An 11617-nucleotide genomic window follows, 5' to 3' on the forward strand; every position below is an offset into this window, starting at 1 on the left:
GAGAGTCCACAAACCGTCTACTAAAGCCATTTGAGCCAGCGAAAAACCGCTAACAACCCAACACTCATTAGTAAGCAAAGACCTACCAACACCCAGAAACCGTTGGTGGCATCTGCGAACGGCAGTCCCAGAAGATTGGCGCCAAACAGGCCAGTGACAAAGTTCAAGGGCAAGAAGATTGTGGATACCACGGCAAAAACATAAGAGCTTTGGTTCAGCTGTCGCTCCTGAATGCGGTTTGCCTGGTCACTGAGGATATCGATACGGTCACGCAAATTCTCCAGCGTTTCGAGCAACCGCAACAGCTGGTTCAGGTGCTCCTCCAGTCGGCCTCGATGATTGGTATTCAGCGGCGGGACGACGAGGGTTGTCAACGTTTGAAGAACGGCCCGCTGGGGGCCAAGATGACGCAGAAAGCCAGAGATCGCGGTCTGGGTATTGGCCATGCTCGGGCATGCCGCTTCCGTCTGGTGTTGAACCAGAAGGCCGCCGATCAGATTCACCCCATCCTCTAGCATCTCGACCTGCTCGGAAACTTCCGAGAGGTGCTCTTCGATGAGATCGCAAAGGAAGTCACCTGGCGTTGCCGAGCCCCGCCCCTGAGAGATGTCTTCCGCAAGTTCGAGGATGGGATCCACATCCTCCTCGCGGGTCGTGATAACCCGACGCTCATCAATCCAGATTCGCATGGACACCATGTCCTCCGGATGCCCCACTCCATCAGCTCTCAAATGCATCGCTTTGAGCAAAACCATCACGCCCTGCCCGTGGACGCGCAACCGCGAGCGGGTATCTTCAGACACCATCGCTGCGGCGATCAGCTTGTCCAGGCCGGTCACGCTTGAGAGAAAACTCTCCGTCTCGCGGTGGTGGATGCACATGTGCAACCACGACGCACCGCCGGTCATCTGGAGAAGATGGAGAAACCCAGGCGTACGCTCTGCTTCGATCATGGCTATCAACCCACGGTGGATTCAACCTCGAAGTTAACGGTATCTCCAACCCGTAGCACGCCACCTACGACGATCCGTGCCGTGGCGCCCCCGTGACCGCGCAGCGCGGCGTAACCGCCTTCACCGAGTTCGTCCTCCATGCGTGAACAAGGAGGACATGGCCCCGTGATTTCAATGCGGACCGATCCGCCAATTCGCCAGACAAAGCGTTCTTCCCGGAAGGGTGAATGCATTGCGGCGACGTTGATGCCCGAGATCACAAGGTTGCGCCGCAAACGCTCCGGGGCAATTGGAGCTTGCCCCGTCCAGACCCCGAGCAAGCCAAGGTGCTCAGCTTGGATCAGACTCAGCTCGCGATGGCGTTGCGCATCCGACTGACGAAGCTTCAGGGAGCGGTGATCGCCAATCAGCCCGAGACCCGGTTCGGCCCTGGCCTCCTGCACGGACACTGCGTCCTTGAGGCGATCCGGGCGCAGAACGATGGCATCAAGCCGACCTGTGCCATGAAAGCGCCGGACCAGGTCGCGCAGCGTGCTGCCCATCGTTCAGACTCGAATGAGGTGCATCACAAGACTTCCTCTATGTGCAGTTCGCGTTGCCGGAAGCTGACAACATCACCGGCTCGGGCATCTGCGATCGCTGCGTAGATGGGCGCCTGGGTGGAAATTCCCATGTAGGTGTTGCCGTCGCACTGGAAGGCATCGCTGGCAACCGCAATCACGAACCAACGCCCGTCGATGCGAACCACGGCGCCTGTCTCCACCGAATCCCGGGGACCGAAATCGATCTGACGCAAGACTTCCAGGGCCTCCTGGTGGTCGTGAATGGGGCATTCGAACGCCTGCGCCAGAGCAGCATTGTTGACGGCCCGCGACGCCGCATCGCTTTCACTGGGTTCATCTCCGCGGCCCGCCGCACCGACCAGGTATTGCGCATAGGTCTGTTCGGCAAACCGCAGGCGCCCTTCGGCAAGGTCCAGCATGGTCTGGCGCAGATGGGTCTTGTTGCTCATTAGGACTCCTATGTCAGGTCGACGTTTGTTGCGTTGGGGTGAACGGTAGCCGGTGCCAGACGGTGATGGCGTACCAGCCTCGGGGGTCGGTCAGGGTGCAGGTGTTGTCAAACCCGCTTCGGCCTGCGAGGTGTTCGATCGAAGCCAGGGAGTATTTCTGGGATTGCTCTGTATAGATGGTCTCCCCGGCATGGAATACGAACCCTCGGTCAAGGGTTCTGCTGTGGACCACCTGGTCAACCTGGCTCACCAGAAAGCTTCTGGCCACGTGTTCCAGCGGACAGTAGCTGGCGTAGTGCCGAAATTTCGTCAGATCGAAGTCCATGCCCAACTCGCGATTCAGCCGCGTCAGCAGGTTCAGATTGAACGCAGCAGTCACGCCCTGGGAGTCATCGTAAGCTGCGCGCAACACGGCCGGGTCCTTGACCAGATCCAGACCAAGCAGCACAAGGTCACCTGGGCGCAAATGCGAATGCACCCGTTGCAGCAGCTTGACGGCACCGTGTTCGTCCAGGTTGCCCAGATTGCTGCCCAGCAACATTGCAACCTGGCGTCGCCCTTCGGCAACCTGAGGCCAATGCTCGAAATAGTCTCCCAGCACCGGTTCGATGGCCATGCGGGGGAGGTACGTGTCAAAGCGGCGGCTCAGATCCGCTAGGGCGTGTGCGGACACATCCATAGGCCTGTAGATGCAATCCACTTCACGTTGCGCCAGTGCCTGGCACAGCGACAGCGTTTTGGCCCCGTCGCCGCTGCCCAGTTCAATCAGATCGATCGGGCTGCACCGAGGATCTATCCACCGGGAAAGCTCATCCGCGCGTGAGCGCAGCAGCTCGTGCTCAAGGCGTGTGAGGTAGTACTCGGGCAGCGCCATGATCTGCTGAAACAGGCGCGAGCCCTCATCGTCGTAGAACCAAGCGGATGAGAGCGCCTTCTGTGGTCGCGTCAACCCTTGCAGAACATGCTCCGTCAGTCTGTCCCGATCAGTCATGCGGACTCCCGCGAGCGAACAGGACGGATGCCCGTGAACTGCCAACGCAACGGAGCGTGAAAGAAGTTCCGGTATGTCAAACGGGCGTGGCCCGGCGATGTGGCCCAGGACGCTCCGCGCAAGACCTGCTGGTTCACCATGAACTTCCCGTTGTATTCCCCCACCGCGCCCTCGCTGCGGGCAAAACCGGGATAGGGCTGATAGGCGCTCCGCGTCCATTCCCATCGACGCCCCCAGCCGAACAGGCTTGCCGCTGCCTCCCACTCGAACTCGGTGGGCAATCGCCACCCCGCCCAATCGCAGAAAGCGTGTGCCTCGTAGTAACTGACGTGCGTCACCGGTGCCTGACTGGTCAGCGGCATCACACCCTGGAGCGTGTAATGACCCCATCCTTCAGGCTGGTTAGGGTCGGGCTGCCAGTACATCGGCGCACGGTGTTCGAGCGTTTGCACCCAGTCCCAGCCTTCCGCATGCCAGAGCGAATGGCGCTGATATCCTCCGTCGCGCATGAACTGAAGGTATTCATCATTGGTGACTAGCGCCACACGGATGTCTACCCCTTGAATGAGCGCCAAATGCGATGGCGACTCGTTGTCGAAGGCGAACCCTGGCCCCTGGTGGCCGATGCGAATCGTCTGCCCTTCGACGCTAAGCCAATCGTCCAGGGGTGGGCAGGTTCCATCATGTTCGGCCGTCACATCTTGGGGACCGATGCCCAGAGGGTCATACGCCGGATGCAATGGGTTGTGGCCCAGGATGTACTTGATGTCTGTGATCAGCAACTCCTGATGCTGTTGTTCATGCTGCATGCCCAGCTCTACCAAAGCCGCGACTGCGGGCTCCAGTGGTTCCTTCAGCAGACGGCGCATGGACTCGTCCACATGCGCGCGGTACGCCATCACCTCAGCCACCGTCGGGCGACTCAAGCTTCCTCGCTGCGGGCGTGCCAGGTGAGCGCCCTCCGATTCGTAGTAGCTGTTGAACAGGTAGCCATACAGAGGATGGAACAGTCGATAGTCCGGCTGTTGTTTCGCGAGGACAAAAGTCTCGAAGAACCACGTGGTGTGGGCCAAGTGCCACTTCGGCGGACTGACGTCGGAAACCGGTTGGGGAATATGGTCCTCGGCGCTCAGAGGGGCACACAGCCGTTCGCTGCGCGAACGGACAGAGACGTATCGGGTTAGGCGGATGTCTTCAGGTGTCACGGCAGATGAGAAAAAAGAGAGTCAACTTCCGAAGCGCTCGGTGCGGATGGAGACCTCGGGCACATTTAGCCCGGTGACCATATGAACGATGGACTCGACAAAGTCATTACGCCCGCAGATGAAAACCTGCGCAGATTCGGTCGCCACATCACCCAATTGCTGCAATGCCCAAGCAACATCGGCCTCATCAATGCGGCCAACGTGGTCCTGTGCGCGCGGGGCACAGGTATCCCGCGAGAGCGCCAGTCGGCTGCGAAACCGCGGCGTAAACGCTTCCCATCGCTGCAGGGTGGGCCAGAGCAACACTTCGTCCAGATGACGTGCGGCAACCAACAGCGTTGTATGCGCTTGGCTGTATGCACCCACGCGTTGCGCTGCCATGGACAAAAGGGGAACAACGCCAGATCCTCCCCCAATCAGCAAGGCTGGTCGTGTGTTCGACTCGTCAAGCACAAAATGACCACCAACCGGCCCGAGAATTTCAATCGTTTCGCCGTGCTGGGCCCCATCGTGAAACCAGGTGGATACTTCGCCATCGTCCAACCGCTCAATGCCCAGCTCATAGAGCCCGGTACGTTGAGGAGGTGAGAGGAGCGAATAGCTCCGTTGTGCCTGATAGCCATCTTCTGCTGTCAGTCGGACATCCAAATGCTGGCCCGGCCTCGGGCGAACCCATCTGTCAGGACGCAGCACCACCCGCATGACGCGTGGGGTCAGTGCCTGCAACGCTTCGATGCGTGCGGACTGCCAGCTCAGCCGTTGCTGACCAACGGCCTCATCCATAGCGCTCTTCCTTGAAAGGGTCGCCTCGCATGTGATAGCCCCGCAGTTCCCAGAACCCGGCCTCGTCGCGCTCGTTGAACTGCAGCGCATTGACCCACTTGGCCGACTTCCAGAAATAGAGATGCGGCACCAACAGGCGTGCCGGTCCCCCGTGCTCGGGCGCGAGCGGTCGGTCGTCGTAGTGCGTTGCGATCATTGCGCGCCCTTGTGTCAGATCGGCCAACGGCACGTTGGTGGAGTAGCCGTCCTGGGAATGCGCCAGCACCCAAGGCGTGGGCGCTTCCAGTCCGGCCGCCTGCAACAAGGTGTCCAACGTCACACCGCGCCAGCGGGTGTCGAATTTCGACCAGGTGGTAACGCAGTGGATGTCGACCACCTGCTCGGTCTGGGGCAGGGCCTGGAATTCGCTCCAGGTCCAAACGCGAACCGGCCGCACACCGACCTTCAAGGTCAAGCGCCAATCGCCAAGCGCCAAGGCTTTTGGGGTGGGGCCCGCAGTCAGCACGGGAAAACCTTCCGTCAGGGACTGTCCTGGCGGAAGTCGACCGCCGTGGTTGTGGACATCGCGATTGCGGCCGCTGAATGAGCGGTTGATGGGCATGGTGTGGGTCCTCCGGCTCACCCAGGACTTGCGGTCAAGGGCTTGCGTCGATCAATGATGGTGGGCAGGAACTCGGTGACCGTCGGGTGAACGGGCAATGCATCCCGGACCACCTTCCAGGTGCCGCCACTGGCCATCACCAGACCGATCGCCTGGATGATCTCGTCCGACTGGATCCCGAGCATGGTCGCTCCGAGGAAATGACCACTGTCCTCATCGATGAGGAGCTTGATCTTGCCCACGGTTTCGCCTTCTTCCTTCGCGCGACTGACGTCCTTCATGGCGTGAACCGCCTGGGAAATGCGTCGCCCTTCGGTCACGAGTTTTCGCGCGTCGGCCTCATAAAGACCGACGTGGGCCAGCGGAGGATCGGTAAACATGGCATAAATGCCGACGCGCGCGGCGGCGCTGCGTTGCCCTCCGGCCAGGTTCTCCGCCACGATGTCCTGATCGTGGTAGCTGGTGTGGGTAAAGGCCCCGCGCTGATTGATGTCACCCAGCGCCCAGATGCCGGGAACCGCGGTTTCGAGCCGGTCGTTGGTGACCAGGTAGCCTCGCGCACTGACCTCCAGGCCCACCGTTTCCAGGCCCAGACAGTCGGTGTTCGGTATTCGCCCGGTGGCCACCAGCAGGTGGCTGCCATCCACGCTGCGGCCACCAGCCAACTGCACCCGCACGCCAGCGTCGTTGTCCGCCTTGCCGACCCGCTCAATGCGCACGCCGGTGTTCACTTCGATGCCTTCCGCTGTCAGCATTCCGGTCACAGCGGCTGCAATGTCCTCGTCCTCGCGGGCCGTGAGGCGGGGCCCTGTTTCCAGAATGGCAACCTCACTTCCCAGCCGCCGAAAGATCTGAGCCATCTCCAGGCTGATGTATCCACCGCCGATGATCACCAGCCTGGACGGTAATTCACGCAGCGCCAACAGCCGTTCGTTGTCCAGGAACGGCAGCTCGTCCAGCCCAGGCACCGGCGGAACAAAGGGACGTGTGCCGGTGTTCAGCACCACCTTGGGCGCCACCAGCTGATGCTCGCCGGCCAGCACCACGAACTGTTCGCCGTCACGGCCCGCCAGGCGACCGCGCGCCTTGATGATGGTGAGTCCTTCCAACTGGCCCAGCCAGGCCTGCAGGCCAGAGCGAGCCTCCTCCACCCGGCGTTGCATGCGCTCCATCGCTGCCCTGAAGTTGACCTGGACCGACCCGGTTTGCACACCGAATTCGCTGGCCCGGCGCGCCATGTGAGCCACACGAGCCGACTTGCGTAGGGTCTTGGTTGGGGTGCAGCCCCGATTGACACAGGTACCACCCAGGTCACGCTCCTCGATGAGCGCCACCTTCATACCCCGGGCAACGAGTGTCGCGCCCAGAAAGGGACCGGCCTGACCGGCTCCGATCACGATCGCGTCGAACCTCTGTTCCCCGCTCATGGCCGCACCTCGACACCGCGCCAGAACGCCACCCTGCCGGTCACCGCCTCCGCACCAGCCTTGGGCGACGGGTAGTACCACGCCGCGTCAGCGTTCACGTCTTCGCCGACCACCACGTCGTAGTAGCTGGCCCGCCCCTTCCATGGACAGGTGGTGTGCGTATCGCTTGGTTTGAAATGTTCCGGGCGCAACGCGTCGAGTGGGAAATAGGCGTTGCCTTCAACTTCCACGATGTCATCGCTCTCAGCGATGGTGGTGCCTTTCCAGATGGCTCTCATGCTCCGTCTCCTTCGTTTGTGTGTGGTTGGGATCAGTCCCGAATCAGTGTGGTGGTGATCACCGGATGGTTCTCCAGCGTTCGATGCACGGGGCAACGATCGGCGATGCGCAACAGGTCCTGTCGCTGGCTTTCACTCAACGGTCCGCTCAGCAGGAGCTGCCGCGTGACGTGGTCAACCTGTCCCGAGCGATCCCCGCACTCCTGGCAATCGGTCGCGTGCGCGCGCTCATGACGCAACCTGACCTGGACATCCTTGAGCGCATAGCCTTTTCGCTTGGCGTACTGGCGCAATGTCATGGACGTGCAGGCGCCCAGCGACATCAGCAGAAGTTCATAAGGATCGGGCCCGCGTTCGCCACCACCCACTTCCTTTGGCTCATCGGCGTCGAGGTGGTGCGGACCTGCTCGCATCGATCGCCAGAAGGCGTGATCGTGCTCCCCCACCCACACCTCGCCCGCACGAAGGTCCGACGGCGCATCGTTTCGCTCGGCTCGCATCGGCAGAAACCGCGAGGCCCAGGCGCCAATCAGGTCAGCCGCATACTGCGCATCGGCCGGGCGCGTGAGCAGATGGTCCGCATCGTCCAGGCTGATGAAACTCTTAGGATGTCTGGCCGCCTTGAACAGGTCCTGTGCCTCGCCGATGTCCACCACCGCGTCACTTGGCGCGTGCATAACCAGCAAGGCCGCGCGAAGCCCCTTGACCGGGTTCTCGTGGGCTTGGGCCTGGAGCTCTTCAATGAAGGCCGGCGCGATCCTGAACGCCCGGCCGCCCAGGTCGACCTGGATCTGCCCATCCTCTTCGGACTTGGTCGGACCGAAGTGACGAAGCACATGGTCGGCCGTCGCGGGTGCGCCCAGCGTGCAAACCGCCCGTATGCCGTCGAGGCGGGCAGCCGCCGCGATGGCCGCCGTCCCCCCCAGGCTGTGTCCGACCAACAGTGCAGGCATGCCGATCGTGCTCTGCATCCAGTGCACCGCCGCCACAATGTCCGCCACGCTGGACGAAAAGCCACCGCGCCCGAAGTCGCCTTCGCTCTCGCCCAGACCGGTGAAATCAAAGCGCAGCGTGGCGATGCCCTGCTGAGCCAGCGCCCGGCTGATGCGGGTCGCGGCGAGAGAGTTCTTTCCGCAGGTAAAGCAGTGGGCAAACACCGCCAGGGCTTGTAACGGTGCATGGTCCGGGCGTTCCAAGACACCCACCAGCAGACCCTGGCTGCTGCCAGCGAAGCCTACCTTTTCGCTGCTCATGCTTTCTCCAGTGCCAGGGCGTTGATGCAGTAGCGCAGACCGCTGGGCTTGGGTCCGTCGGGAAACACGTGACCCAGGTGGGCGTCGCAGACGTTGCACGTCGTCTCCACCCGCACCATGCCGTGGCTGTTGTCTCCGTGATAGCCCACCAGACCCGGGGCAATGGCCTGCGTGAAGCTGGGCCAGCCGCTGCGGCTGTCATATTTGGTCGACGCATCGAATAGTTCAGTGCCGCAGCACACGCACCGGTAGATCCCGGGCGAAAACAGCGTACACATCGAGGAGCTGTGCGCCCGTTCGGTGCCCTTGAGCCGCGTGATTCGGAACTGCTCGGGCGTCAGCTGTTGGGCCCACTCGGCTTCGCTGCGCTCAACTCGGCGCGGTGGCGTCGGGTTGCCCGTTTCCACCAGTTGAATCACTCCTTTCCAAGTCAACATGTCGGGCCCAGGCTCCGGTGCCGCCGGTTCGTTTTCCAGCCGCTTGAGAAAGGTGACGAGCTTGTCGGCGTCGATTCGGAAATGGTTGTAGACCACTCTGCCATCGGGATCGATCAGAATGAACCAGGGTGTGCCGCCGTTGCGGTAGCGGCGCATCAGCTCCGAACCCGCGCCGTCCTGTTCGTCACCGGCGTCGTGCCCGAAGGGAATGCCCAGCGCGTAGCGGGCGTGATTGGCCAGCATGCGCTCCCAGGTGTTCGAACCGAAGTCCTCGAACACGGTCTGGACTGCGGCGAACCCGACGAAGTCGCTCCCCCGAAACGCGTCGACCACCCGGGCAAGCGCCGGAAAGCCGGTCGCATGGCACCCCGGGCAGGCGTCCTGAAAACAGAAGATGAGCTTGAACCGGCCGGGCATGCGGTCCAGGTCGAAGTGTTCCAGCGCCTGGCCCGACGCGTCCACCCACCGGGTCACACCCAGGGGAGCGGCCGCCTCGCCAAGGACACCGGGTTCCTGTTTCATTGTGGTCATGCGAAGTCTCCTTTCAGAAATCGTTGGGTACCCCAATCAGGTGCCGCAGAAGGTGCGGTGGGCTGCGGCCACTTCGGGCGAGGCCGGCAGCGTGAATGGCCGCGCGGACTCCACCGTCTCGTACGGCCGCCCCAGCACCGCCAGCAGGCGCTCGAACGGACCGAGGTCGGCCTCGTCCACGGCACTCGACAGCGCCGCCTCCACCTGGTGATTGCGCGGGATCACGAAGGGATTGACCGACCACGCCGTTGCGGCGCAGTCCTGCAAGGTCCTTCCCTCCCGGGCCATGCGCTGGCGCCAGCGCGCCAGCCAGTCCGAGAGCGCCGGGCGCTCCCGTCCGAACAGGTCGTGCAGTGCGGCATCCGGCCCCGTGATGGCGTCGGACAGGAGGCGGAACGCCAGCGTGAAGTCCACCTTTTCCCGCTGCAGCAGCTGCAGGAAGTCGTCCGCCAGGGCGCGGTCGTCCGGCTCTTCAGCGGCCAAGCCCAGCTTGGCGCGCAGCTGCCCGGTCCAATGCCGGTCAAAGCGCACGGCAAACCCGGCCACCACCTGTTCCACCCGTTCCACGACGTCGATATCGCGGGCGTCCAGAACCGGCAGCAACGCTTCGGCCAGACGGGCCAGGTTCCATTGCGCCATGGCCGGCTGCTGGCCGTAGGCATATCGCCCCTGACGGTCGATCGAGCTGAACACCGTGGCCGGATCGAAACCCTCCATGAACGCACACGGACCATAGTCGATGGTCTCGCCCGAGATGCTCATGTTGTCGGTGTTCATCACCCCGTGGATGAAGCCCACGCCCATCCAGCGTGCAATCAGCTGCGCCTGCCGCTCACAGACGGCCTCCAGCATCGGAATGGGCTTGTCGGAAAGCTTGGCGAGGGCGGGGTCATGCCGCGCCACGGCATAGTCGAGCAGCCGCCGAAGCATCACCTCCTCCTCCCGCGCCGCGAAGAACTCAAAAGTGCCCACCCGCAAGTGGCTGGCCGCCACGCGCACCAAGATCGCCCCGGGGGGCGAGCCCTCGCGGTTCACCCGCTCACCGGTCCGGATCACCGCCAGCGCACGCGTCGTGGGAATGCCCAACGCGTGCATGGCCTCGCCCATGAGGTACTCGCGCAGCGCCGGGCCCAGTGCCGCCTTGCCATCGCCACGGCGCGAAAACGGCGTACGGCCCGACCCCTTGAGGGCCAGGTCCCGACGCTGTCCTGCCGTGTCGATGAGTTCCCCGAGCAGCAAGGCGCGGCCATCCCCCAAGTGTGGCGAGAACTGGCCGAACTGGTGCCCCGCGTAGGCCTGCGCCAGCGGCGCCGCCTCAGCCGGCATTTCCACGCCGGACAGCCACGCCAGACCGGTCGCAGACTTCAGCACCGCCGGTTCCAGCCCCAGCTCCAGCGCCAGGGCGTCGTTGAACTGCACCCAGGCCGGGGCCGGGGACGGCTCGGGCTTCCAAGGCACATAGAACCCCTGCATGTCCCGGAAGAAGCTGTTGTCAAACGGCAGCCGAAACGCCGGGCCCGTCCCCGGCGTCTTCGGCTCCGACACGGACTTTGGTGTGGAAGCACGCATGGCTTCAGGCCGCCTTGAGACCATCGTTCGAAGCGCCGAACGCCCCGATCAGCTGCCGCTCGTCGAGCTCGAAGTCGCTGTAGAGCACCTCATCCAGCGGATCGATCACCAAAAACCACGGCGTGCCCCGCGTCCCGTAGTCGGCCATGAGCGACGACGCCCGTCCGATCGCAGGGTCGTGTCCGAAAGGAATGTTCAAGCCGTAGCGCAGCTGCGTCTCGCGCAGGCGCTCGAAGGTGTTGGACTCGACGCCCTCGAACACGGTCTGCACCGCGGCAAACGCGAAGCCGCGATCACCCAACGCCTTGATCAGCTTCTGCAGGGTCGGAAAGCCATGGCTGTGGCAGCCCGGACACCAGTGCTGGAAGCAGAAGATCACTTTGAACCCGTCGCCCAGATCGGCCAGCTTCAGCGGTGCCATGCTGCGCCCTTCGCCGTCGATCCACCACGGCACCCGCAGCTCGGGCGCCCGTTGAATGCACTGGGATTGCATCACCATCTCCTCAGGAAGAAAACAGACACACCGGGTCGGCCCGCCCGCTGGCGCGCCGACCCCCACCGTTCTTGAGCGTTGACC

Annotated in this window: 13 protein-coding genes; all 13 read right to left on the reverse strand. The window is 63.0% G+C overall.

What is annotated here, in order from left to right:
- Positions 1-20 precede the first annotated feature (20 nt).
- On the reverse strand, positions 21-953 hold the full coding sequence (locus D769_RS30705; RefSeq protein ID WP_008647290.1) for a CorA family divalent cation transporter: 933 nt from the start codon (positions 951-953) through the stop codon (positions 21-23).
- 5 nt (positions 954-958) lie between these two features.
- Complete coding sequence (locus tag D769_RS16950; RefSeq protein WP_008647291.1) at positions 959-1495, reverse strand: MOSC domain-containing protein; 537 nt, start codon at positions 1493-1495, stop codon at positions 959-961.
- 23 nt (positions 1496-1518) lie between these two features.
- Entirely contained in the window at positions 1519-1965 is a 447-nt protein-coding gene (locus D769_RS16955) for a hypothetical protein (RefSeq protein WP_008647292.1), read from the reverse strand.
- Positions 1966-1978: 13 nt separating this feature from the next.
- Positions 1979-2956: an L-histidine N(alpha)-methyltransferase gene (egtD, locus tag D769_RS16960; protein WP_008647294.1), complete on the reverse strand. Its 978-nt coding sequence runs from the start codon at positions 2954-2956 to the stop codon at positions 1979-1981.
- Positions 2953-4161, reverse strand: coding sequence for an ergothioneine biosynthesis protein EgtB (gene egtB, locus D769_RS16965; protein ID WP_206537003.1), 1209 nt, complete (start codon positions 4159-4161; stop codon positions 2953-2955). The genes egtD and egtB overlap by 4 nt, the downstream gene beginning before the upstream one ends.
- 21 nt (positions 4162-4182) lie before the next feature.
- Positions 4183-4944, reverse strand: a complete 762-nt coding sequence (locus D769_RS16970; RefSeq protein ID WP_008647299.1) for an FAD-binding oxidoreductase — start codon at positions 4942-4944, stop codon at positions 4183-4185.
- Positions 4937-5545 (reverse strand): sulfite oxidase-like oxidoreductase, encoded by a 609-nt coding sequence (locus D769_RS16975; RefSeq protein ID WP_008647302.1) that lies wholly within the window; start codon positions 5543-5545, stop codon positions 4937-4939. The genes D769_RS16970 and D769_RS16975 overlap by 8 nt, the downstream gene beginning before the upstream one ends.
- 17 nt (positions 5546-5562) lie before the next feature.
- Complete coding sequence (locus D769_RS16980; protein ID WP_008647310.1) at positions 5563-6972, reverse strand: mercuric reductase; 1410 nt, start codon at positions 6970-6972, stop codon at positions 5563-5565.
- Positions 6969-7250 (reverse strand): DUF427 domain-containing protein, encoded by a 282-nt coding sequence (locus tag D769_RS16985; protein ID WP_008647312.1) that lies wholly within the window; start codon positions 7248-7250, stop codon positions 6969-6971. Before D769_RS16985 ends, D769_RS16980 begins: the two co-directional genes overlap by 4 nt.
- Before the next feature lie 32 nt (positions 7251-7282).
- Positions 7283-8503, reverse strand: a complete 1221-nt coding sequence (locus tag D769_RS16990; RefSeq protein ID WP_008647313.1) for a bifunctional alpha/beta hydrolase/OsmC family protein — start codon at positions 8501-8503, stop codon at positions 7283-7285.
- The gene (gene msrB, locus D769_RS16995; protein WP_034054008.1) at positions 8500-8940 is read right to left on the reverse strand and encodes a peptide-methionine (R)-S-oxide reductase MsrB; all 441 of its coding nucleotides are present in this window, start codon (positions 8938-8940) and stop codon (positions 8500-8502) included. The genes D769_RS16990 and msrB overlap by 4 nt, the downstream gene beginning before the upstream one ends.
- Positions 8941-9507: 567 nt before the next feature.
- The gene (locus D769_RS17000) at positions 9508-11040 is read right to left on the reverse strand and encodes a protein adenylyltransferase SelO (RefSeq protein ID WP_008647315.1); all 1533 of its coding nucleotides are present in this window, start codon (positions 11038-11040) and stop codon (positions 9508-9510) included.
- 4 nt (positions 11041-11044) lie between these two features.
- Positions 11045-11617: redoxin family protein (locus D769_RS17005; RefSeq protein WP_241227876.1), on the reverse strand; the 573-nt coding region annotated here is incomplete at its 5' end.

It is taken from the genome of Cupriavidus sp. HMR-1 (assembly GCF_000319775.1).
GTDB classification, from domain to species: Bacteria; Pseudomonadota; Gammaproteobacteria; order Burkholderiales; family Burkholderiaceae; genus Cupriavidus; species Cupriavidus metallidurans.

Coding starts and splice junctions, on each gene's coding strand:
- D769_RS30705 (WP_008647290.1), bottom strand. CDS start 953: ATGATCGAAGCAGAGCGTACGCCTGGGTTTCTCCATCTTCTCCAGATG.
- D769_RS16950 (WP_008647291.1), bottom strand. CDS start 1,495: ATGGGCAGCACGCTGCGCGACCTGGTCCGGCGCTTTCATGGCACAGGT.
- D769_RS16955 (WP_008647292.1), bottom strand. CDS start 1,965: ATGAGCAACAAGACCCATCTGCGCCAGACCATGCTGGACCTTGCCGAA.
- egtD (WP_008647294.1), bottom strand. CDS start 2,956: ATGACTGATCGGGACAGACTGACGGAGCATGTTCTGCAAGGGTTGACG.
- D769_RS16970 (WP_008647299.1), bottom strand. CDS start 4,944: ATGGATGAGGCCGTTGGTCAGCAACGGCTGAGCTGGCAGTCCGCACGC.
- D769_RS16975 (WP_008647302.1), bottom strand. CDS start 5,545: ATGCCCATCAACCGCTCATTCAGCGGCCGCAATCGCGATGTCCACAAC.
- D769_RS16980 (WP_008647310.1), bottom strand. CDS start 6,972: ATGAGCGGGGAACAGAGGTTCGACGCGATCGTGATCGGAGCCGGTCAG.
- D769_RS16985 (WP_008647312.1), bottom strand. CDS start 7,250: ATGAGAGCCATCTGGAAAGGCACCACCATCGCTGAGAGCGATGACATC.
- D769_RS16990 (WP_008647313.1), bottom strand. CDS start 8,503: ATGAGCAGCGAAAAGGTAGGCTTCGCTGGCAGCAGCCAGGGTCTGCTG.
- msrB (WP_034054008.1), bottom strand. CDS start 8,940: ATGTTGACTTGGAAAGGAGTGATTCAACTGGTGGAAACGGGCAACCCG.
- D769_RS17000 (WP_008647315.1), bottom strand. CDS start 11,040: ATGCGTGCTTCCACACCAAAGTCCGTGTCGGAGCCGAAGACGCCGGGG.